Raw genomic sequence first — 25,214 nt, 5'->3', positions numbered from 1 at the left:
TCGGTTGGCCAACTTTTATTGATTTACGTCGGTGAATTTTTTTCCGGACTGAGGCAACCTTCCTTTTGCGAGATGCTGTCGAAGGTAGTCCTGGGCTTCTTTTATAGACAACATAGTCCGGATGACTGATTGCTTATTACACAATGTTCAGTAGTATACTGACGCAGCCAGGAGGCGTAAGACAGCCAAGAGCCATGAACCTGTTCATGGAAATAATAATCAGCAATGGTTCCGGCAGGGCAGAACTGCCTGAGGGGATTGACCGGACCTGCAAGCCTGAAAAAAACAAAGGACTTACTTGATGAATCCATCGGACCTTATTTCAGAAGGTTCCAGCCTGATGCTCTTTGGAATGGGTTTTGTGTTCCTGTTTCTGACGCTATTGGTGCTGGCAACCAGCCTGATGTCAACAATCATCGATCGGTATTTTCAGGAACCGTTACCATCTGTAGCCAATCCCATTCCAGTGAATAGCCAGCCATCGTCATCCGATGATCAGGGTGAACTGATTGCTGTTATCAGTGCAGCCATTCAAATGCACAGAACAAAAAAAGCTCAAGCAGAAAAACGCCAATAACCGGGGGATAAAGAAGGGTTATGTCTGACGTACAAAAGCCATTAGCCAATAAAAAGCCGCTGGGTATTACCGATGTGGTGTTGAGGGATGCCCATCAGTCACTGTTTGCTACCCGTCTTCGCATTGAAGATATGTTGCCGATCGCAGAACAGCTGGATCAGATCGGCTACTGGTCTCTCGAAACCTGGGGTGGTGCCACCTTTGATGCCTGTATCCGCTTCCTGGGAGAAGACCCCTGGGAGCGGTTGCGCGAGCTGAAAAAAGCCATGCCCAGGACCCCTCAGCAGATGCTGTTAAGGGGACAGAATCTGCTGGGATACCGTCACTATGCTGACGATGTCGTGGATAAATTTGTTGAGCGTGCCGTTGCCAATGGTATGGATGTGTTCCGGGTATTTGATGCCATGAACGATCCCCGTAACCTGATGCAGGCAATGAAAGCGGTGAAGAAGCAGGGTGCTCATGCCCAGGGGACGATCTCTTACACCACCAGTCCGGTTCATACCATGGATAGCTGGGTCTCTCTGGCCAAAGAGATCGAGGATCTGGGTGCGGATTCTCTGTGCATTAAGGACATGTCCGGCATTATTACGCCGACTGACGTGTATGAGCTGGTTTCCCGATTAAAGCGAGAAACGGACCTGGAAATTCAGCTGCACTGCCATGCCACCTCCGGCCTTTCTTCCATGTCACTGCTCAAGGCCGTTGAAGCCGGTGTTGATCGTGTTGATACGGCCATCTCTTCCATGTCGATGACCTATGGACATTCGCCAACTGAGGCTATCGTTGCTGCATTGCAGGGGACTGAGCGTGATACCGGGCTTGATCTGCACAAGCTGGAAGAAGTGGCTGCTTACTTCCGGGTGGTCCGAAAAAAATACGCGAAGTTTGAAGGTCAACTCCGTGGCGTTGACTCCAGAATCCTTATTGCTCAGGTACCCGGTGGCATGCTGACCAATATGGAAAGTCAGCTGAAAGAGCAGGGGGCCAGTGATAAGTTTGATGAAGTGCTGCAGGAGATTCCAAGAGTTCGTGAAGACCTGGGGATGATTCCACTGGTCACGCCCACTTCCCAGATTGTTGGCACCCAGGCGGTTCTCAATGTACTGACCGGTGAGCGCTATAAAACCATCTCCAAAGAGACCCGGGGGATTTTAACAGGTGAGTACGGTGCTACACCGGCACCGTTTAACCAAAGTCTTCAGGACAGAGTGCTGGAGGGTAAGATAGCGATTACCTGTCGTCCGGCAGATCTGCTTGAAGCTGAATTTGAAGAACTGACTGCTGAACTCCATGGCCTGGCCAAAGAGAAGGGCATCAATCTGGCGGATCAGACCGTGGATGATGTTCTGACCTACGCCCTGTTCCCGCAGGTTGGTCTGAAGTTCCTGCAGAATCGCGGTAACCCTGATGCTTTCGAACCTGCTCCCGGGACCGAACCGGAAGTGAAGCCTGCTGCCCAGGCAACTTCCGTGGCTCCTCCAACGGAGGATTCTGTTTATACCGTTCGCGTTAATGGCAATGCCTATACCGTTCAGGTTTCAGAAGGTGGTGATGTTTCTTCCATGCTGGCTCCGGTTTCAGCGCCGACAGCCCAACCTGAAGCGACAACCACATCAGCCTCTGAAGGTGAGCCAATGCCCGCACCACTGGCCGGTAATATCTGGAAGGTGAATGTCATACCGGGGCAGCATATTCAAGAAGGTGATGTGTTGCTTATTCTTGAAGCCATGAAAATGGAAACGGAAGTTCGTGCCCCGCGTTCCGGACAGGTGACGTCGGTTGATGTGCGTGAAGGTGACAGTGTAGCGGTGGGTGATACCCTGCTTGCCCTGGCTTAATAAAAAGCGTTAGGGAGACCTCTTACAGAGGTCTCTCAAAGAGAAAAGTCTGGTCGAGAAATATGCCATGGAAAAGCTATTAACGCTCTGGGAGGGCTCCGGGTTATACAACCTTACCGCCGGAGAGTTCGTTATGATTCTGGTGGGCTTTGGGTTGCTGTATCTGGCCATCCGCAAGCAATTTGAGCCTCTACTGCTGGTACCTATTGGTTTTGGTGGAATTCTGGCCAATATTCCCCAGGCCGGTCTGGCGTTTTCCGCCATTGAGCAGGCGCTTCATATAGCTAACCCTGCACTGATGCAGGCGGTTGCCGAAGCGCTGGGCAGTGCTTCGGCTGCCCCGGATCAACTTTATGCTTTATACCATGAAGCGAATGCGGCAACCCGGACTGTAGTGAGTCACATTATTGCTGATGCAGGGTACACGAACGGTGTCCTTTATCAGTTTTACAGTGTGGCTATTGGCAGCGGTGTTGCTCCTTTGGTGATCTTTATGGGGGTGGGTGCCATGACGGATTTTGGTCCGTTGCTCGCTAACCCGAAAACCCTGTTTCTGGGGGCTGCCGCTCAGTTTGGTATTTTTGCCACAGTGTTTGGCGCTATTGTATTGAGCTCTATGGGGCTGATGAATTTCAGCCTGGCGGATGCCGCTGCTATCGGTATTATTGGTGGTGCGGATGGTCCTACTGCGATCTATGTATCCAGCGTGCTTGCTCCCCACCTGCTGGGTGCCATTGCGGTGGCTGCTTACTCTTATATGGCTCTGGTTCCGCTGATTCAGCCGCCGATTATGAAAGCGCTGACCACGGCAGAGGAACGCAGGATTGTCATGACACAGCTGCGATCAGTGAGCAAGACGGAAAAAATCGTTTTCCCGATCTTACTGCTGGTGCTGGTGGCCCTGTTATTACCCGATGCGGCTCCGCTGCTGGGGATGTTCTGTTTTGGTAACCTGATGAAAGAGTGTGGTGTGGTTGAGCGCCTGTCGGATACAGCGCAAAATGCGCTGATCAACATCACCACCATTTTCCTCGGGCTGTCGGTTGGTTCAAAACTGAGTGCTGACAAGTTTCTGCAAATGGAAACTCTGGGGATTCTGGCGTTGGGGATTGTGGCATTCTGTATCGGTACCGCCAGTGGTGTCCTGATGGCAAAACTGATGAATCGGGTGTCGTCTACCAAAGTGAATCCGTTGATTGGTTCAGCCGGGGTGTCAGCGGTACCCATGGCGGCCAGGGTCTCTAACAAAATGGGGCTTGAGGCCAATCCGCAGAACTTCCTGCTGATGCATGCCATGGGTCCCAATGTAGCGGGTGTTATTGGCTCAGCGGTAGCAGCGGGGGTGATGATTAAGTACCTGTCATGAATTTTTTCTGAAGATTATTACATGGTTTCAATGAGTTTGACGGGTTGTCGTGCCTCCGTACTACGTTCGTCCTAAGCCTGTCGAAGGACCCATAGGGCCTAAAGGCGGAAACTCCGGACTCTGATAGATCGTGCCAAGCACCCTTCGACTCCGCTCAGGGTGAACGGAGATTGTACACGTCAAACTCATTGAAACCATGTACTAGAACAATGCGATGATTTCGAGAGAAGTCATCGCATTTTTTTTTATTCAGTGAGAATATAGCGCTTTCCATTTTTATATTTTTTCGCAGAAAAAATAGAGAAGTACTTTATGATTTATAAAGAATACAGTGTCTCATCCAAGAAGCGCATTGCCCTGGTCGCTCATGATAATAAGAAAGGGGAATTGGTGCAGTGGAGTCTGCGCCATAAGGAAAAGCTGCAGGGTCATGATCTTTTTGCCACGGGTACCACAGGAAGTCTGCTGGAAAAAGAGCTGTCGATGCCGGTCACAAAGTTTATCAGTGGTCCGCTGGGTGGAGACCAGCAGATTGGTGCATTGATTTCTGAATGCAAACTGGATCTGCTGGTATTTTTCTGGGACCCGTTTGAGCCAATGCCTCATGATCCGGATGTTAAGGCATTGTTACGGATCGCAGCGGTGTGGAATATCCCGGTTGCCTGTAACCAGAGCTCGGCGGATTACATATTCTCGTCAGACTTGCTTGGACAATCTCATAACCGGCATATTCCGGATTATGACAGCTATCTACAGCAAAGAACGCTTTGATTTTATGGGTTCAAAAAGAGCACAAAGGCCTTGAAATAAGGGCCTTTGGCGAAAATAATCCGGGAAAGTAATGAATGGGTTCCGCTAGACAAGCTCCGCTGAATAAGCCTGGCTGGTAGTGTCAGTATTCAAAAACAATCAATATAAAACGGGTATTCAATAATCAGAGTTGTCGTTGCCGTCTCTGCTCATTGAGCCAATACCGAAGCCTGAAGGCCCGTACTGGCGGCGCTTTTTGTAGGTTACCTTGGGCTCGGCGCTGCTATGGCGGTCTTCAGGCGCAGCAGGCCTGCAGTTCATAGTGCCGCTGATGGCGCTGTTGTTACCAACGCTGTTACCACTGCGATAGCTTTGACCACCGGATGAAAACCTGCGGACAGGCTGCTTGGTAACCGATGGCTGAAAAACGGAAACAGGCGTCTGTTCATACAGGTCTCTTTCTGAGTCCCGGTCAGACAGCAGTTCACTGTTCTGGACAGAACCTTCCTGCATATTCAGGCGCATACGATAAGGGTGACCGTAGCCTCTACGGCGACGTGGCTTGTGGTCTTTTGGCTCAGGTGGCTTCAGGCCGGTGAACTGCTCATAAATGGTTGTGTAAATATATTTGCTCATAACTACCTCCTGTTCATCCTCTCCCAGAAACGGATAAAATGTCTTTATTTGGTTGACGATGTTAGACAAACCCATTTTCGGTATGAATAGGTAACACTACTTAAAACTCTCTGAATAAACGGCAACAAACGTTAACAGTATAATGTTAGTGTCGTTAATTGTTTTGAAAAACGAAACGAAATAGAATTAACAGAAACAAAGACTAGCATTCATAAAAATAGATCGTTGCTTGATTTCATAATTTTTTTGAATTTTGGACTATTGGTAATAACTAATTTTTGCTAATCAAGGGATAGTTAATAAAATATAAGAGGATATCTTTTTTTGTTAATTCCTGTGGAAATGTGTTTATGTTTTTTTATAGCCGGTAGGTATTAACACTGATGGCAGAATTGTCGTATATACGTTAATTTGACTGAAATTATTTCTTATTCACCGGGTTGGCCAGTTTTACACCTGCGGTATGACCACATAGATGTGATGATTTTTGTGATGATGTGTTATCGCAATGTCTGCGTCCCCGCAAGATAGGCAAACGATAAGCCGACAATGATTTACTTTCATTGATGCAGATCAAGTTGGTGTCGCCGCCAATCAATGCAGTCTGACTGACCCGGAGCAGCATCCCCAAAGAATTCTCCAACCTATCAGGAGCCTCTTAGTATGACTGTAACCACCAGCGAACTGCCAGCAGCATGGGAAGGATTCACTTCCGGCGACTGGTCTGAAAGCATCAACGTTCGTGACTTTATCCAGAAAAACTACACCCCTTACGAGGGTGACAGTTCCTTCCTGGCCGGTTCCACTGAAGCGACAGACAAACTGTGGGCTGATGTTATGGAAGGCATCAGAGAAGAGAACCGCACTCACGCCCCCCTGGATTTCGATACCGATCTGCCATCCACTATTACTTCTCACGACGCTGGCTACATCAATAAAGATCTGGAAACCATTGTTGGTCTGCAGACCGATAAGCCGCTGAAGCGTGGCATCATCGCCAACGGTGGCATTCGTATGGTTGAAACTTCCTGTGAAGTTTATGGCCGTAAACTGGATGACATGGTTAGCAAAATCTTCACTGAATATCGCAAGACGCACAACTCCGGTGTTTTCGATGTTTACACTGCGGACATTCGCAACTGTCGTAAGTCTGGCATAATTACCGGTTTGCCAGATGCTTATGGCCGTGGACGTATTATTGGTGACTACCGCCGAATCGCTCTGTACGGTATTGATCGTCTGATTGTTGACAAGAAAGCCCAGCACAAGTCTCTGGATGCGGCGCTGACTTCCGGCGAGGATCTTGAGCGTACCATCCAGCTGCGTGAAGAGGTCATGGAGCAGATCAAGGCGCTGATGCAGATCAAGGAGATGGGGGCCAAATACGGTTGCGATCTCGGTAACCCTGCTGCCTCTGCCCGTGAAGCTGTTCAGTGGACGTACTTTGGTTACCTGGCTGCGGTTAAGTCCCAGAATGGTGCGGCCATGTCTCTGGGACGTACGGCTACCTTCCTGGATATCTATATCCAGCGTGACCTGGAAGCAGGCAGAATCACTGAAACGGATGCCCAGGAACTGATCGATCACTACGTAATGAAGTTGCGTATGGTTCGCTTCCTGCGTACTCCTGAATACGATCAGCTGTTCTCTGGCGACCCGATCTGGGCTACTGAGGCTATCGGTGGTATGGGCCTTGATGGTCGTACACTGGTTACCAAAAACTCTTTCCGCCTCCTGAACACCATGTACACCATGGGACCATCACCAGAGCCAAATATCACGGTGTTGTGGTCTGAGCAGCTGCCGGTGTCTTTCAAAGAGTATTGCGCCAAAGTATCCATCGATACCAGCTCTATCCAGTACGAAAATGATGATCTGATGCGTACTGATATGAGCAGCGATGATTACGCCATCGCCTGCTGTGTGTCGCCAATGGTTGTTGGCAAGCAGATGCAGTTCTTCGGTGCCCGCGCCAACCTGGGTAAAACGCTGCTGTACGCCATCAATGGCGGTGTTGACGAGAAGCTGAAAATTCAGATTGGTCCAAAAACCGACAAGATCACGTCTGAATACCTGGATTACGACGATGTCTATGCACGTTTTGATACGCTCATGGATTGGCTGGCCAGCCAGTATGTGGCTGCCCTGAACTGTATTCATTACATGCACGACAAGTACTCTTACGAGGCCTCTCTGATGGCCCTGCATGACCGTGATGTTATTCGCACCATGGCCTGTGGTATTGCCGGATTATCCGTTGCTGCTGACTCTCTGTCGGCCATTAAATACGCCAAAGTCAAGCCGGTGCGTGATGAAGACGGCATTGCTATCGACTTCGAAATTGAAGGTGATTTTCCGAAGTTTGGTAACAACGAAGAGCGTGTAGATACGATTGCCTGTGAACTGGTTGAAACGTTCATGAAGAAAGTCGCTTCTCACACGATGTATCGCGATGCGATTCCAACCCAGTCCGTTCTGACCATTACCTCTAACGTGGTATACGGCAAGAAGACCGGTACTACGCCAGACGGACGCCGTGCAGGCCAGCCATTTGGCCCGGGTGCCAACCCAATGCATGGTCGTGACACCAGCGGTGCGGTTGCTTCCCTGAGTTCTGTTGCCAAGCTGCCATTTGCCTATGCGAAGGATGGTATTTCTTACACCTTCTCTATCGTACCAAAGGCGCTGGGCAAGGACGAAGAAAGCCAAAGCAGGAATCTGGTGGGTCTGATGGATGGCTACTTCCATCACGAGGAACATCGCGAGGGCGGTCAGCACCTGAACGTCAACGTTATGAACCGTGAAATGCTGGAAGATGCCATGGAGAACCCTGAGAAGTATCCTTCTCTGACCATTCGTGTCTCCGGTTATGCGGTGCGTTTCAACTCGCTGACACCAGAACAGCAGCGTGACGTTATCACCCGTACCTTTACTAGCTCGCTGTAATAGTAAATGTCAGGAGGCTGCCCGAGAATAGCGCCCGTAGCGAGGATGGCAGAAAATTGAGGATAAAAATTCCGTTTTGTGAGGTGAATAGCGGGGCTATTTGCCGAACAAAACGGAATTTTTAGACCAATTTGCTGCCACCGCACGACTGCATGGATGCAGGAGCTAGAGCAACGCAGGAGCAGTTGCCGCGTAGGGCAGTCTATTCTCGGACAGCCTCCTGGAATTTAACTTTAAAAAAGGTCAGCTCTGCTGGCCTTTTTTGCTTATGGTATTCAGGGTTTTTGTAAAAGACAGTGGTCTGATTTTTACAGAGACTCGTTGGGTAAATAGGAGAGTCGCCATGTCCCTTGGTCGTGTCCATTCCATGGACTCATTTGGCACGGTAGACGGACCGGGTATCCGTTTCATTGTGTTTATGCAGGGCTGTCACATGCGCTGCCGCTACTGTCACAACCGGGATACCTGGGATCTGCGTGATGGCGGTGAGGTGCTCAGTCATGAAGAAGTTCTGGACAAAATCCTCAAGGTGAAGAGCTTTCTGACCGGTGGTGTTACGGTCACTGGTGGCGAGCCGCTGCTGCAGGCTGAATTTGTTGCCGATCTGTTCAAGGGGCTTAAAGCGCACGGTATTCATACTTGCCTGGATACCAATGGATTTGCCAAACAAATCACGCCGGATATTGAACGTCTGCTGTCCTACACCGACCTTGTGCTTCTGGATATCAAGCACATGGACGAAGAGATGCATCAAAAGCTGACCTATGTCACCGGCCGGTACACCCGTAATTTTGCCATGTATTTACAGGAGCTGAGAAAGCCAACCTGGATCCGCTACGTGGTGGTGGAAGGGTTTACCGTTGATCCACTGTATGCCGCCATGCTGGCAGATATGGTGGAGAAAATGGATTGTGTTGAGAAGGTGGAAATCCTGCCTTATCACAGCCTCGGCGTGCATAAGTGGGATGCCTTCAGTGAAAGCTACGAGCTGGAAACGGTGCGCCCGCCATCCACTGAGCAGCTGGATGCGATCAAGGCTGAATTTGATCAGCGGGGAATTTCTGCGGCTTATTGATGAACTTTTTGTTGGTTTGGTTGGTCTAACGATCGTACATTTTGATTTTCGTATTTTGCCGATGAAGGTGTGTTGATATGTTGCAGCCGTTAGATGCCAGCCCTTCCATGTTAGTCTCATCTTCTGTTGGTGGGTCACCTAATGCTGAGTCTTTAGCTGAAGAGCCTCCTTTGACCCCGGTTTTGAGCAACTGGGGTAGGAAGGTTGAAAATCAAAGTGACAAATCTCTGCCTAATTTTCTTTCTCCAGCCTATGATGAGGCTATCAAGAAGCCAGCTTTGCCTTTATCGAGGAGGCTGCATAACTTCCCTGATTCTAGCTGTAGTGGCAGTCATTCACATACCTATGGGGGAGAGGTTTGTGACCAGGCCGTTAATTTTAATATGCAGCGGCGGGAGCAGAATCCCGAAATAACTGTTGATAATAAATCCTTGGATGATAGTTCCACCTGTCATTGTTGTCACTGGGGAGGGTTTAATTGTTTGCCTGCACCAATGACCATGAATCGAGAGCCAGAAGCGCAATTGCCAGGTAATTCCTCTGATGACTGTTGCGGAGATTGTGGAGATTGCGGAGATTGCGGAGATTGCGGTGGTTGCGTGATTATGTGATTGTTTCAACCACGAAGAGCACGGAGTTCACAAAGTACGAGGAAATCCTCTGTGCTCTCCGTGGTTGATTGGGGGTTAGTTAAAAATACGGTTTTCCTGTTCCTGAACCCGGATAAACGTGGTTCGCTTGGACAGTTCTTTCAGTTGCGCGGCTCCCACGTAGGTGCAGGTTGAGCGTACGCCACCGAGGATGTCCTGAACGGTTTCCAGGATCGGACCACGGTAAGGTACTTTTACGGTTTTGCCTTCCGAGGCGCGGTAGTTGGCAACGCCGCCAGCGTGCTGGTCCATGGCGGTGGTGGAACTCATGCCGTAGAACAGGCGGAATTGCCGACCATCTTCTTCTACCATTTCGCCGCCGGACTCATCGTGACCGGCAAACATACCGCCGATCATGACAAAATCAGCGCCGCTGCCAAATGCCTTGGACACGTCACCGGCACAGGTGCAGCCACCGTCGGAAATCACCTGACCACCAACGCCATGAGCCGCATCGGCACATTCAATAACAGCGGACAGCTGTGGATAGCCGACACCGGTTTTAACGCGTGTGGTACAGACGGAGCCCGGTCCGATACCCACTTTAACGATGTCGGCACCTTTCAGGATCAGTTCTTCTACCATTTCTCCGGTAACCACGTTACCGGCAATAATCACCTTGTTGGGGTGACGCTGGCGAACACGGGCAACGAACTGGACAAAATGCTCTGAGTAACCGTTGGCTACATCGATACAGATAAAGCGGAGTTTGTCGTTCAGGGACAGGATTTCAGACATTTTGTCGAAATCGTTTTCGGATGTGCCGCTGCTGACCATGATATGGTTTTCAATGCCTTCAGGGGCGTTGTCGAGGAAGGTCTGCCACTCTTCGACGGTGTAATGCTTGTGAACCGCCGTCAGCATTTTGTGTTCAGCCAGGGCGAGAGCCATGGCGAAAGTGCCGACGGTGTCCATGTTGGCAGCAATGACGGGTACGCCGGTCCATTCCTGGTCAGTGTGAACAAATCGGAAGGTGCGCTCCAGGCTTACCTGTGAACGGCTTTTCAGGGTGGAACGCTTTGGGCGGAACAAAACGTCTTTGAAACCCAGCTTGATATCAGCTTCTACACGCATAGTAACTTTTTAATCGCCATCTTGCAGTGCCCTGGCATGGTGATCCGGGAATCATACAGCAGCACTGGCAACTACGTTGGTTTGGGGAAGTTGGATGTACAAGCGGCCGGACAGCCTGGATGATCAGGGGAGACCCATCTTCGGATAAGCGAAGATTGCGCCGGACCCAAAATCTTTTTTAAGGACGAAAAAAATGGGCGTGTTTGACGCTTATACGGCTGAAGTATACCTGGGCGGTTATTGAAATGGAAGCAAGGTGGTGTTTTTGACATGCTTCCCGCTACCCGAACAAGCACAAACCGTTTCGGCTTCTTCGGGCAGCGGATACCGGGACAGCGTCGCTTTTAATCAATCAGGTTACGGATCTGGGTTTTGATCAGATCGATGGCAATCCTGTTTTTTCCGCCATGGGGAATGATCAGGTCAGCATGCTGGCGTGCAGGTTCAATAAACTGCATATACATGGGACGAACCGTTTCCAGGTATTGCTTGATAACGGAATCAACATCCCGGCCCCGACTGAGAATATCCCGCTTCATACGACGGATCAGGCACATATCCAGTGGCGTATCCATAAAGAAGCGCAGGTCAAAGGCTTCCCGGATTTCCGGGTTGGTGAAGAGGAGGATGCCTTCATAGATAACCACGCGGGCGGGGTTTACCTTGCGGGTATCTGTCCGGCGATTGTGCTGACTATAGTCGTAGAGTGGGACCTCGATTTCCTGACCATTTTTCAGCTTGATCATCTGCTCCAGCATCAGGTCATGATCCATGGACTCCGGGTGGTCATAGTTGGTACGAACCCGCTCCTCCATGCTCAAATGTGTCTGGTCTTTATAGTAGGAATCTTCTGAAATAACACACAGATGCTCTGACTGGAGCTCTTCCACCAGGGTTTCTGCCAGCAGGCTTTTGCCGGATGCGGAGGCGCCGGCAATGCCGACGAGAATGGTTTTCTGTTTCATGGGGGGAGTCCGGTTGTTAGCGTCTGTCTACGGGGATAGTATGTCCGTTGTCGTCTATGGCGACATAGGTGAAAAAACCTTCAGTCACCTTGTGACGAGCTTCTGATTTATACGGGTGGGACATTACCCACACTTCAAGCTTAATACGCATGGAGGTGTTACCGACGCGAATGATATCAGCATAACAGCAAACCACGTCACCAACCTTCACCGGATGGATAAAGCTCATGGATTCAACGGCAACGGTAGAAATCCGGCTGTTGCAACGGTTTTTCGATGCCAGGCCACCGGCAATGTCCATCTGGGACATGATCCAGCCCCCGAAAATATCGCCATTCGGGTTGGTGTCGGCAGGCATTGCCAGTGTGCGCAGAACCAGATCACCCTGTGGTTCACTCATCAGAAAACTCCATACGGGTCGTAACTGGCGGCGAATGCTATGCCGGTGGAACAGCCTTGTAAATCCGTATTTCCATGAACGTTTGATGGAAAGTATTGGCATGGAAAACTGTGGACTATTCCTGTATAAGTAGTTAACCAAATGAAATCATATATTTCTGACTAAGTTGTCAGTCACTCCCGGCAACTGCTCCTGCGTTGCTCTAGCTCCTGCATCCATGCAGTCGTGCGGCGTTGCAACTCCGGTCACATAGCTACGGCTATGCTCCCTGCGTTGCGCCTTGCATAGCAACTGCCCACTTAGCCAGAAATATACGATTCCATTTGGCCAACTACTTAAGTTCCGGCTTTGTGAACTGTGCAACCGGCGTTGATACCTATGACATCCCCACTATCCTCACATTTAACCAATCAGGGCCAGTTAATTGTTCGTAACCAGGCGCTTTTCGAGCTTGAGCATCTGGTGATGATTGGCTTGCCAGCTGATGATCTGGCAACTCATTTGTTGAATGATGGGGTTGGCTATATCACGGCACTCACTCGTGATTTCAGTACTTATCGACGTCTGCTGCCTTGGCAGACCCTGCTGGAAGACCGCTTCTCCCTGAGTTTTGCGCCGATCCTGTCGATGGATTTTGCCCGGCCTGTTGATGGTGTTTTGCTGTTTCTCCAGAAAAGCAAACCATTAATGGACTTCTGGCTGGTGATGGTATTGAGCTTTTTGCCGGAAGGTGTGCCCATTTGGCTGGTGGGAGAGAACGATGAAGGGATCAAGTCCTGGAAAAAGCGGCTCAAGAACAGTTTTGACTATGTTAAAAGTGTCGATAATGCCCGTCATTGCGTATTGCTGGAAGCTTCAGAGCCGTTGCAAAAGCCGGAGAATTTTGCCCTTGAACCGTGGTTTGAGACGTTTTCTGTCACGGCTGGCCCGGTCAATATGGACATTACCTCATTACCCGGCGTGTTCAGCCATGGTCGTCTGGATAAGGGAACCCAGGTTCTGTTGGCAACGCTGGATAAAGTACCTTCAGGCAAGGTGCTGGATTTTGGTTGTGGCGCTGGGGTGATCTCTGCTTATATTAATACTCTGCCCGGTGAGCATGATATTACCCTGGTGGATTGTGATGCCCTGGCATTGGCCAGCAGTACCAAAACCATGAGCGACACGGGGCGTGACTCTTTTACGGTACTGCCCAGCGATGGCCTGTCAGAAGTGACAGGGCAGTTTGATCTGATTATCTCCAACCCACCGTTTCACCAGGGCGTAAAAACCCACTATGAGGTGACAAAGCAGTTTCTTTCCCAGTCACGTCAGATGCTTCGCCCGGGTGGGGAGCTTCGTATTGTTGCCAATAGTTTTCTGCGTTATCCGCCCATTATTCAGAAGGCTTTTGGCCACTGTGAGACATTACTCACCCGGGATGGATTCTCGGTTTATCGGGCGGTGAACAGATACTGAAATTGCCTTCTTTCAGTTACCTGAAAGGTTATTTACGACATTATTCTACTATAAGGTATTCATGGTTCGCCTGACCGTATTAAGATAGGCCAAGGGCTTACTTTAAGAGTGAGGCGCGACCATGCATAATAAAATTAGGCTCTTGACGAATATAAGAGTATTTTTTTCAACCAGATTAACATCCCTGACTATATTAATCTCCCAGCGTTTAATAGACATTTACCATTCACTATTTAGAGCTGTTCAAAATCACAACAATATGCCTTTGCTGGAAGCTGAATTATTACAAAAAATAATAGCATCTGATTTATCCGTTAGTCTGCCTGTAAAAATCATAAGACACTGGCCAATACATTGTTCCACATCAACTGACTAATACAAAGGTAACAGGTAATGAATAACCAGATAGCACCAACGTCAGCTGCTTATCCGAATGCCTACACTGCTGATGCCACTCAAAAAGATTTATCCGAACAACCAATCAAAAGTAAATTTCTGTCTTATCGAACAAAGGCCGAGTCAGATGTCCAGAAACTGATGAATAAAAACCAGGCAGAAACCAAGGTTCTGGAAGGCAAGATAGAAAATATGCAAAAGAAATTAACTGAATACCTACAGTATCGTGCTCATGATAAACTTTTCATTAAGCCTGACCCTGAAAAAAATCACAGCAATAGCACTGAGACAAATTCCATTGCTAACAAACCACTCACACCATTATCTGAAAACTCCACAACCACCGATGTCAACCCGGAAACCACAGGACTACCGTCTGGCTCAACCACTGACAGCACGGTCTCATCACCCATCTTATCAACTGCTGACCATACCAGTACTTTCACCCCCTCAATACCAACAAATACAACGGTTAACGACAGTTCAGCAACGGCTACAGCCCAGTCGGTAAACACAACTCAGGCGACCAACACAACAAGTCCACTTACACCGACGACTGCCCTGCAGCCACTGGGGGAGTTGCTTTCCAAGAGTGTGAAAATCACGTTAATGGCGTCGCTGAGAGACGAGCTGGTGGACTACCAACAAAACAGGCCCATAGCAACCGCCGAAAATTCCTGGGGGAATATCACCGAGATAGCTCAGCAGCCCGAAACAATCATCGGTAAACGCCCGGATGGTCCATTGCCGCACATCCGTGACAATCAGCGGCCACACCCAATGATTGCTTTGTCCGAGTTAATATCAGCTATTGAAGCAAGGGTGACAATGTATGAATTATTCAATCTGGTACTAATTGTTTCTTCCTTCACCAGGGCTATTAAAAAATCCTTTCCCGCCGTCGCCAGGGTTTATGACAATAAACTGAAACAGCTCGCTGACCAAATAAAGAGTTATCTCCCGAGCCATGAACAGGATGACACGAAAAGAAAAAGAACCAGAAGAGAACTTACAGAAGAGGAAATTAAGGGCATTAAATTTAAGTTCGAAAGACTGCTTGATGAATTTGAGGAAGAACCAATGCAGAAAGAGATGAAAAAATTCTTCGAAGGCTTCTGGCAAATGCGTGATACCTTCAACAAAGCTATGTATGAAGGTAAAAACATCACTAAGGAGCCTGAATTAAAAGAATTCGAATTCGAAGAGATGTTCGAATGGATGAAAAATAAAGAAACGATTAAGTCAGGGCTGGAAAAGTACAGCCAAGACATTGACAAGGCTATCAAAGACAAAGATTTCTACCAAGCTGGCCAAATTACCTTCAAGGTTAATATACTGTACGACAAAATACAGAATATCCTGGAAGGCTACGAATCAAAAAACCCTTATCATGAATTTTTAATAGAATTCAAAGCGTTAGATGCCAGTCTGGATAAAGTGCAATCACTGGCCAAGAAGGTAGCTGCCTTGGTCGATTTGAATAAGATCTTTTGTCAAGCGATTGCTCATGATGCCCTGGCCCTGGCTTACGATAAGCAACTGGGATATTGTTTCGCGGATGTACTGTCCACAGCCATAGCAGGCCTAAATGGGAAGTTCTCAACTTCATTGACTAGTCTGGCAGAGTCAATATTGTTTGGTACCGGTTATACTCGGCTCCCAATCCAGATCAGAATGACCTTGCAGGATGTATTATATCTCAAGACTCCATCTTCACTAAAGAATCATCCAGCTTCATTGGGGCTGAATGCTGACAGCTTATATATTGCCCAAGCCTACAAAAATGCACAAATAGTGAGGGTTGCAGTAGATAAAGAGCTTGAAATCACATCGCGCGGATTCAATTCAATAAGTGATCTGATCAAGAAACTGCTTCACCAGGTTGATGTTGACAGCCTTGGTACTGAATTGGTCCAGTTTGGGGTTGCACCTAATTCTGATCATATCTGTTACTTCGCTTTTAGCAAAAGCGGCGATCGCTTAAGGCTCACAGTTCAGGATATTCAAGTCGGTGTGATAACGGTTACTGGTTATGATCTGAATCAGCTACAAAAGAACATACTAATGTTTCTAGGACGTTTTTCTGATCAACATAAGATACCACTGGCCCCCCCCAATGCAGATGCTGTCCCCATTCCAGGCACAGGGTTCTGTCCTCTTACCAAGGATATCCTGGGCCAGTTTGAAAACCTTGAACTGGTCCAGGATTCAGCACTAACTCTTAAAGATATAATGACCCACCGCCCCTACGAACTCGAAGCACTTGACAAGGAAAGAATCAACGCCCTGACGAAAAAATACCTTGAAACCGTCAAAAATGCTGCCACCGGGAAACGTCTGCACATCAACCTGAAATCCCTGTCATCATCAGAGTCAGAAACACTGGCAGAAATTAAGCAAATGCCCATGGTTTATCTGATGCGGGAAGTCCTTACCGCCCTGGAAATGTATCCGAATCCAGCTGAATACTCAACCAACATCAGGCTGATGAATGCCCACGTTGTCACCACACTGAATGACATCGCCAAACACTTGCCCTCCGCCCCGAAAAAAACCGCTGATGCCGATGCTCAATCAGTACCACAAGGTGCGGCACAGGCAACCACTAACCTGGACACCATCACTGACGGAGAGCGGTTCAAGCTGGCTGGTGAAAGAGACTTCCGCATGCTTGACCCAGAGCCGGGCGCTAGTGCCGTTGGAGCGCAGGCCGGTGCAGCCCAACCCGGCGGTGCCCATGGAGCATCCGAAAGCCAGGACAGCAGCGGTGTATCCGGTAGTACTATTGGTGGGATAATCGGTGGCGGGATCGGCGGCACTGTTGGACTAGCAGTGGTATCATTCTTAGCCAACTGCTCCGGATGCCTGTCACTACTGTCAGAAATGGCAAGGGCCACTGAGGTCGGCGAGGATGCTGCAGAAAGAATCTTTAACCGGCTATCTCAAAACGCAGGTGAGAACGCAGGTGAGGAATTCGGGGAGGAATTTGGAGAGAAAGTTGGAGAGAAAGTTGGAGAAAAAGGCGGAGAAAAAACTGGAGAAGAAGTCGGGGAAAAAACCCTTAAAGAGGTTGGAAAGAAAGCTGTCAAAGGAAAGCAGGCCGCCAGATGCACACGCTCGGTTGGCAGCTGTAAACAGGAAGACGGCGAAAATGATCCTGTTGAAACTGATGGTGAAACTGGTGGCGGTGGAGCCGGTGGTGAAGCTGGAGCAGGAGGCGCTGCAGCTGGTGGTGAAGCAGGTGGTGAAGCCGGTGGTGAAGTTGGAGGAGGCATTATAACAGGTGGTGTCGTGGTACATAAAGCAGCCAAAACACTTAAAAAGTTGTACGAGACCATAAAAAAAGCGATCGAAAAAAATCATAAAAAACACTCTGAAAAGCAAGCCTCCCAAGGCTCAGCAGCAAAACCAAACCAACCACCAATAAAAAAGGCAATCGATGCAGAGCACACCACGATACAGCCAACAACCAAACCAGCGAGGTCATCAAGCACCGCAAACAGCAACAATATAAATGCAGGTATTGCCACTGTTCCAGACGATGCAACCAGTGTTGACCAACCAACAGAGACATTAACAACTGTAATAATTAGAGAGCCATCAACCAGCAGAGAGCCATCAACCAGTCAGACAGAAACTGCTGGCACTATCCCACAAACAGGAGACGGTGACAGTTCCCACAGCGCCGCTGATTTTGCAAGTTCAGCACCAGCGACAACACAGACTGCTGAATCAACCAACCAGCCAATAGCCACTTCAACACCTGAGGCTATCACGCAGGAAGCGAAGAAAAGTACCTCTGATATTTCAAATGGCGCAACTGCTGCGTCACCACTAACAACAACTTCAACGGCCAAAACAGAAGATCAGGCAATAGCAGGTACTACAAGTCAGACGACAATTGATAAAAAAGCGATACATCAATCGACAACCGGGCAAGCAGCACTATCATCTGAAACCACCACAACAGAAGGCAAACTTGGTATATCTGACCGCACAACAACGCCTCCATCCTCAAAAGCAATCTCAACCGCTGCACAAACCCGACAATCAAGCCAGGCGGCAACAACAACCCACGACACCACCTCTCAGGCAGTTACTTCTGGCTCCACGGATCGCTCAGCTACTTCTTCATCAATGACACCTGCAACAACAAGAATGACAACCGAACAGACAACAACGCAGCAATCAATAACCAAGGAGAAAGCACGATCAACGTCTGATACCACTAGTCAAAAAATAACTTCTGGCATTTCGGATAGCACAACGGCTGTTGCACCGCTGACAGAAACTTCAACAGCCACAGGAACAGCTCCATCTACAAAATCACCGACAGCCACTACAACTCAGGCAACAGTTGATAAAACAGCGATACACCAATCAACAACCGGGAAAACAGCATTTTCATCTGAAATCACTACAACAGAAGGCAACCCTGGTATATCTGACAGCACAACAGCGCCTCCTGCCTCAAAAGCCATCTCAACCGCTGCACAAACCCGACAATCAAGCCAGACTGCAACAACAATCCACGACACCACCTCTCAGGCAGTCACTTCTGGTTCCACAGATGGCTCAGCTGCTTCTTCATCAATGACACCTGCATCAACAAGCACGACAACCGAACAGACAACAACGCAGCAATCAATAACTCAGGAGAAAGCACGATCAACGTCTGATACCACCAGTCAAACAATGACTTCTGGCATTTCGGATAGCACAACGGCTGCGTCACCGCTGACAGAAACTTCAACGGCTACAGCTCCATCAACAAAATCACCAACAACCACTACAACTCAGGCGACAATTGATAAAACAGCAACACATCAATCAACAACCGGGCAAACAGCATTACCATCTGAAACCACCACAACAGAAGGCAACCCTGGTATATCTGACAGCACAACAGCGCCTCCAACCTCAAAAGCCATCTCAACCGCTGCACAAACCCGACAATCAAGCCAGACTGCAACAACAATCCACGACACCACCTCTCAGGCAGTCACTTCTGGTTTCACGGATGGCTCAGTTGCTTCTCCATCAATGGCACCTGCATCAACAGGCACGACAACCGAACAGACAACAACGCAACAATCAATAACCCAAGAAAAAGCACGATCAACGACTGATACCGCCAGTCAACAAATAACTTCTGGCATTTCGGATAGCACAACGGCTGCTGCACCGATGACAGAAACTTCAACGGCCACAGGAACAGCTCCATCAACAAAATCACGGACAGCCACTACAACTCAGGCAACAGTTGATAAAACAGTGATACACCAATCAACAACCGGGCAAACAGCATTACCACCTGAAACCACCATAACAGAAGGCAACCCTGGTATATTTGACAGCACAACAGCGCCTCCAACCTCAAAAGCCATCTCAACCGCTGCACAAACCAGGCAATCAAGCCAGACTGCAACAACAATCCACGACACCACCTCTCAGGCAGTCACTTCTGGTTTCACGGATGGCTCAGTCGCTTCTTCATCAATGGCTCCTGCATCAAGAGGCAGGACAACCGAGCAGACAACAACGCAACAACCAATAACTCAGGAAAAAGCACGACCAAAGTCTGATACCACCAGTCAAACAATGACTTCTGGCATTTCGGATAGCACAACGGCTGCTGCACCGCTGACAGAAACTTCAACAACCACAGGAACAACTCCATCAACAAAATCACCAACAGACACTACAACTCAGGCGACCATTGATAAAACAGCAACACATCAATCAACAACCGGGCAAGCAGCACTATCATCTGAAACTACTGCAACAGAAGGCAACCCTGGTATATCTGACAGCACAACAGCGCCTCCAACCTCAAAAGCAATCTCAACCGCTGCACAAACCCGACAATCAAGCCAGACTGCAACAACAATCCACGACACCACCTCTCAGGCAGTCACTTCTGGTTTCACGGATGGCTCAGTTGCTTCTCCATCAATGGCACCTGCATCAACAGGCACGACAACCGAACAGACAACAACGCAACAATCAATAACCCAAGAAAAAGCACGATCAACGACTGATACCGCCAGTCAACAAATAACTTCTGGCATTTCGGATAGCACAACGGCTGCTGCACCGATGACAGAAACTTCAACGGCCACAGGAACAGCTCCATCAACAAAATCACGGACAGCCACTACAACTCAGGCAACAGTTGATAAAACAGTGATACACCAATCAACAACCGGGCAAACAGCATTACCACCTGAAACCACCATAACAGAAGGCAACCCTGGTATATTTGACAGCACAACAGCGCCTCCAACCTCAAAAGCCATCTCAACCGCTGCACAAACCAGGCAATCAAGCCAGACTGCAACAACAATCCACGACACCACCTCTCAGGCAGTCACTTCTGGTTTCACGGATGGCTCAGTCGCTTCTTCATCAATGGCTCCTGCATCAAGAGGCAGGACAACCGAGCAGACAACAACGCAACAACCAATAACTCAGGAAAAAGTACGACCAAAGTCTGATATCACCAGTCAAAAAATAACTTCTTCCATTTCGGATAGCACAACGGCTGCTGCACCGATGACAGAAACTTTAACAGCCCAAGGAACAGCTCCATCTATAAAATCACCAACAGCCACTATAACTCAGGCGACAATTGATAAAACAGCGATACACCAATCAACAACCGGGCAAACAGCATTACCACCTGAAACCACCGTAACAGAAGGCAACCCTGGTATATCTGACAGCACAACAGCGCCTCCAACCTCAAAAGCAATCTCAACCGCTGCACAAACCAGGCAATCAAGCCAGACTGCAACAACAATCCACGACACCACCTCTCAGGCAGTTACTTCTGGTTCTACAGATGGCTCAGCTGCTTCTTCATCAATAACACCTGCATCAACAAGCACGACAACCGAACAGACAACAACGCAAGAATCAATCACCCAGGGAAAAGCACGATCAACGTCTGATACCACCAGTCAAACAAGGACTTCTGGCATTTCGGGTAGCACAACGGCTGCTTCATCGCTGACAGAAACTTCAACGGCCACAGGAACAGCTCCATCAACAAAATCACCAACAGCCACCACAACTCAGGCGACCATTGATAAAACAGCCATACATCAATCGACAACAGGGCAAACAGCCTTATCATCTGAAACCACCGCAACAGAAAGCGACCCTGGTATATCTGACAGCACAACAGCGCCTCCATCTTCAAAAGCAATCTCAACCACTGCACGAACCAGACAATCACGCCAGACGGCAACAACAATCCACGACACCACCTCTCAGGCAGTTACTTCTGGTTCCACGGATCGCTCAGCTACTTCTTCATCAATGACACCTGCATCAACAAGGACGACAACCGAACAGGCAACAACGCAACAATCAATAACCGAGAAAAAAGCACGATCAACGTCTTATACTACCAGTCAAAAAATAACTGCTGGCATTTCAGATAGCACAACGGCTGCGTCACCGCTGACAGAAACTTCAACGGCCACAGCTCCATCAACAAAATCACCAACAACCACTACAACTCAGGCAACAACTGATAAAACAGCAATACATCAATCAACAACCGGGCAAACGGTATTATCATCTGAAACCACGGCAACAGAAGGCGACCCTGGTATATCTGAAACCACAGCAGCGCCTCCATCTTCAAAAGTAAAATCAACCGCTGCACAAACCAGGCAATCAAGCCAGACGACAACCACAATCCACGAAACCACCACTCAGACAGTTACTTCTGGTTCCACGGATAGCTCAGCTGCTTATTCATCAATGACACCTGCATCAACAGGTAAGAGAGCCGAACAGACAACAACGCAACAATCAATAACCCAGGAAAAAGCACGATCAACGTCTGATACCATCAGTCAAACAAGGACTTCTGGCATTTCGGATAGCACAACGGCTGCTTCACCGCCGACAGAAACTTCAACGGCCACAGGAACAGCTCCATCAACAAAATCACCAACAGCCACTAACACTCAGGCGACAATTGATAAGACAGCAATACGTCAATCAACAACCGGGCAAACAGCATTACCATCTGAAACCGCCACAACAGAAGGCGACCCTGGTATATCTAAAACCACAGCAGCGCCTCCATCTTCAAAAGCAAAATCAACCGCTGCACAAACCAGGCAATCAAGCCAGACGACAACCACAATCCACGACATCACCACTCAGACAGTGACTTCTGGTTCCAGAGATAGCTCAGCTACTTCTTCCTCATCAATGACGCCTGCATCAACAGGCACGGCAGTCGAAAAGACAACAACCACAACCACAGCACCTGACAGCACACCGCAAGAGAAGACCGCCAGTATTTCCAATCGTACAAACCCGACCGAAAACACAACGGCCACGGCAACAACAAATGCTACGTCTTTGCCAAAGACGGAATCTGATAACAACCAACGACTGCGGCAATTCATCAAATCATTCACAGACAAATGCAAAACGATCCATTCACGATTCAATAAAAACATGGCCAAAATCTATGCCGATACACGCAACAAGGTCCGCCAGGCACCAGCAACCGAGGGGCAACCATTAGACTGTTTGGAAAAAGGGATTCTTCCGAGGGGGTCATTGCACCAACTGAATCAACAATTCAGCAACAAGTTCCTGAATATTTATAAAAATGCTCACCAGTTTATGAAGCATCTGACCCCGGCTGCAATCAGTGAAAAAAATCACCGTACTGCCCAGTCCATCATCAGCGCCAAGGTCATTTCCGAGTTCCAGACAATGTATGCCACGTTCAGCAATGTACGCCTGCAGATGCTGTCAGACCTGGGCTGTAGCAACCAACAACCTCTGGACCGTGCCGCCATCATACGACTTTCGTCTGGTGTTTATACCCCTCCTGCAACGGCCTCCGTGAACACAGATCATCTGCTCAAAGCCATAGAGGAGCAACCACAGTCAGCCAATTCTGACGGCTTTGATCGTTTTTTGAACGACCTGAGCCAAATTCTGCATGGAAAAACTGGCCAGAAACAGCAGACGACGCCGGAAACCGGGAACTCCCGACCACAGGAAAAACCTGAGTCAACGGAAAAAGTGAACATTGATATCATTGACCGGCAACACAGGCACCACAACCAACAGTTATTAATCCGTATCTTGCAACAGGAGCAAGACCTGTTTCTTGAGAATATCCAGCAACCCGACATAAATCCTGTCAGGAAACTGAAGGGTAATACCGCTCCAACTCCCCCATCCCATGGCATGACCAGTGTCCAGCCTGATCCGGGCAAGACCGGCACACCATTGGCCATAGCCAGTACACCCAGCAACAATGGCCAAACTGCCACGAGTGCCATAGCACCGACGAACTATTCAATCACCGACAACCTGACACTGGCTAACATGCTGGCTGCAAAAATCAGCGATCGTCCCATACACCTGAACCACACCATGGCACCAGGAACCCCAGGAAAGAACGCCTCCCCACTTGACCAGTCACCGGGTATGCAGCTGCTGACTAACAGCCTGGCTCTGGCCAGACAACTGCGGACAGAACTCATGGCCCTGGCCAACGATCTGGCCACCCAGGATAAAGATGTCAGTACACAGTGGGACCAGGACGATCTGATTAACCTGGCCATTATCCAGACCCTGCCTGAAGCATCCGCTGGCAAGGCAACGGAAAACTTTCTATCAAGCGTTCTCACCTCAACGACATTGGGCATACAACACCAGAAACCTGACAATATATTCCGGGCTGACGGCTCCCTGCGCGGCACTAGCCAGGCACCTGGCACACCACTTTTCTATGATCCATCAACGGGCCAAACCATCGACCACGGTGCAACCAGGCAACTGGCGAGTGTCATGTTAAAGGCTATGGCTGCAAGCCGACTGGCTGAACAGACAACAAATGACGATATACCACAACATCTGTCCAAAAAGATTATTGACCAGGCAGCACAACTGAAGAATCACCGGCCGAAGAGGTGGGCCAATCGATTAAGCCAATTGCTTGGGCTGGAGCAAGGTTCACAGGCCAGCACCAGGGCCTCACTGGCCACACGTTTCAAACAGCGACTGTCGTTTAGTAAAAGTATCAAGATCACACCACCTACCGACATGCCACTGGTCAAAGGTCTGGCCTCCGGTCGTTACAATCAAACCCAGTCCCGCTTTATGAAACTGGCATCGGCCAGGCAACTGGAGCTGCTGAAATCGCTAGCCAGTCAACCCGACTATCTGGGCCTTGACCATTTTTCTGCCCCCCTGGCCCGGTTGGAGGCCGATGTTGCCGTCGCTACACAGACACCATCGCCTATCCCGGTAGGCTCGGATCAATCGTCGGACAGGCAGCCCCCCGATTGGCAAACCTTCCAACTTGATCAGAGAGCCTGGCAACTGTTTACCCATCTGTATAACGCCCGGTTTGAGGCACCGGCAGAAGCCATAGAACGGATAAAAACAGCAGAACTGATCCAGCGCCAGGGCATTGAGCCTCATCCGGATGAGGCCCAGCGTCTCAATCAGCTGGTGATAACACTATTGCCAGTGCGCACCAGTGCCAGTGACCGGGCCCAACTGATCAACACCAGGGGCAAAGCACTGCCAGGGCCAGTGAAACTGCACCAGTTCAACCGGCAACGCATCGGGGAAATTCTCAGCAGCTACGCAACCATCAAGTCACAGGTCAGCAAACAATTCCCGCAGGTATTTGGCGATCGGGTCAGTGATGCCCGATTAAAGGATGAACTGGTCTCCCAGATAGCAAGGGCGAGTTTGCAGGAGCTTAAGGGCAAAACGACAACCGGTCAGTGGCAACAGGCAGTGACAAGGCAAATGGAGAGAGAGTTTGATGATTTCGGTAGCGGCCAGGCTGAAGCCAGCTGAAAAAACAGTCAGGCTCTTTTCGTATTGCAGACTGCTGATGTCATAAATCAGGCTGGAATCCTCCTGTGGCGGGGCTTGGCAATATTTAGCCAGCAGTTTCCTGAAGGCATTGTATATCAAGGCCTTTGGCCAATTTTCATTGCAGAGCAGTCTGTAACCCGAAAAGAGCCAAAAAAAACATAACCCGGGAACTTTTACGTCACTGCATAAACGAACAAGG

Annotated in this window: 13 protein-coding genes; 9 read left to right on the top strand and 4 right to left on the bottom strand. The window is 49.0% G+C overall.

The genetic code is table 11. The annotated features are described in order from the left end of the window. The first annotated feature begins 301 nt into the window (after nucleotides 1-301). The 4 genes from ACO6UX_RS06195 (at nucleotide 302) to ACO6UX_RS06180 (ending at nucleotide 4,555) form a co-directional block, all read left to right on the top strand. Nucleotides 302-577: an OadG family protein gene (locus ACO6UX_RS06195; RefSeq protein WP_422445848.1), complete on the top strand. Its 276-nt coding sequence runs from the start codon at nucleotides 302-304 to the stop codon at nucleotides 575-577. A gap of 20 nt (nucleotides 578-597) precedes the next feature. Beyond that, nucleotides 598-2,418 (top strand): sodium-extruding oxaloacetate decarboxylase subunit alpha, encoded by a 1,821-nt coding sequence (gene oadA / locus ACO6UX_RS06190; protein ID WP_422445846.1) that lies wholly within the window; start codon nucleotides 598-600, stop codon nucleotides 2,416-2,418. Nucleotides 2,419-2,485: 67 nt separating this feature from the next. Next, nucleotides 2,486-3,784 carry a sodium ion-translocating decarboxylase subunit beta gene (locus ACO6UX_RS06185; RefSeq protein WP_422445844.1) on the top strand — a complete coding sequence of 433 codons (1,299 nt, stop codon included), beginning with the start codon at nucleotides 2,486-2,488 and terminating at the stop codon, nucleotides 3,782-3,784. Nucleotides 3,785-4,096: 312 nt separating this feature from the next. Then, a complete protein-coding gene (locus tag ACO6UX_RS06180; protein ID WP_269674774.1) occupies nucleotides 4,097-4,555 on the top strand; it encodes a methylglyoxal synthase in 459 nt (152 codons plus the stop codon). A gap of 156 nt (nucleotides 4,556-4,711) precedes the next feature. On the opposite strand, the gene ACO6UX_RS06175 is transcribed toward ACO6UX_RS06180, so the two are convergent. Next, nucleotides 4,712-5,170 (bottom strand): hypothetical protein, encoded by a 459-nt coding sequence (locus tag ACO6UX_RS06175; protein ID WP_422445842.1) that lies wholly within the window; start codon nucleotides 5,168-5,170, stop codon nucleotides 4,712-4,714. 663 nt (nucleotides 5,171-5,833) lie between these two features. On the opposite strand from ACO6UX_RS06175, the gene pflB reads away from it, so the two are divergent. The 3 genes from pflB (at nucleotide 5,834) to ACO6UX_RS06160 (ending at nucleotide 9,802) form a co-directional block, all read left to right on the top strand. After that, nucleotides 5,834-8,116 (top strand): formate C-acetyltransferase, encoded by a 2,283-nt coding sequence (gene pflB / locus ACO6UX_RS06170; RefSeq protein WP_422445840.1) that lies wholly within the window; start codon nucleotides 5,834-5,836, stop codon nucleotides 8,114-8,116. A 343-nt stretch (nucleotides 8,117-8,459) separates the two neighbouring features. Continuing rightward, nucleotides 8,460-9,191, top strand: a complete 732-nt coding sequence (gene pflA, locus ACO6UX_RS06165) for a pyruvate formate-lyase-activating protein (protein ID WP_422445838.1) — start codon at nucleotides 8,460-8,462, stop codon at nucleotides 9,189-9,191. Between the two features lie 77 nt (nucleotides 9,192-9,268). Then, complete coding sequence (locus ACO6UX_RS06160) at nucleotides 9,269-9,802, top strand: hypothetical protein (protein ID WP_422445836.1); 534 nt, start codon at nucleotides 9,269-9,271, stop codon at nucleotides 9,800-9,802. Nucleotides 9,803-9,877: 75 nt separating this feature from the next. On the opposite strand, the gene ACO6UX_RS06155 is transcribed toward ACO6UX_RS06160, so the two are convergent. From ACO6UX_RS06155 to yciA, 3 genes are all read right to left on the bottom strand, one after another. Continuing rightward, complete coding sequence (locus ACO6UX_RS06155) at nucleotides 9,878-10,915, bottom strand: GMP reductase (protein ID WP_422445834.1); 1,038 nt, start codon at nucleotides 10,913-10,915, stop codon at nucleotides 9,878-9,880. Between the two features lie 344 nt (nucleotides 10,916-11,259). Beyond that, nucleotides 11,260-11,880, bottom strand: a complete 621-nt coding sequence (gene udk, locus ACO6UX_RS06150; protein ID WP_269674769.1) for a uridine kinase — start codon at nucleotides 11,878-11,880, stop codon at nucleotides 11,260-11,262. A gap of 16 nt (nucleotides 11,881-11,896) precedes the next feature. After that, entirely contained in the window at nucleotides 11,897-12,280 is a 384-nt protein-coding gene (gene yciA / locus ACO6UX_RS06145) for an acyl-CoA thioester hydrolase YciA (protein WP_422445832.1), read from the bottom strand. A 378-nt stretch (nucleotides 12,281-12,658) separates the two neighbouring features. Between yciA and ACO6UX_RS06140 the strand changes: the two genes are divergently transcribed. Together ACO6UX_RS06140 and ACO6UX_RS06135 are read left to right on the top strand one after the other, a co-directional pair. After that, nucleotides 12,659-13,738 (top strand): methyltransferase, encoded by a 1,080-nt coding sequence (locus tag ACO6UX_RS06140; RefSeq protein ID WP_422445830.1) that lies wholly within the window; start codon nucleotides 12,659-12,661, stop codon nucleotides 13,736-13,738. A gap of 393 nt (nucleotides 13,739-14,131) precedes the next feature. Continuing rightward, entirely contained in the window at nucleotides 14,132-24,994 is a 10,863-nt protein-coding gene (locus ACO6UX_RS06135) for a hypothetical protein (RefSeq protein WP_422445828.1), read from the top strand. Nucleotides 24,995-25,214 lie beyond the last annotated feature (220 nt).

It is taken from the genome of Endozoicomonas sp. ALB091, assembly GCF_049310265.1.
Classification (GTDB): domain Bacteria; phylum Pseudomonadota; class Gammaproteobacteria; order Pseudomonadales; family Endozoicomonadaceae; genus Endozoicomonas.
Note: the sequence above shows the minus strand (reverse complement) of the source record. Positions and strands in the feature narration are given on the sequence as shown.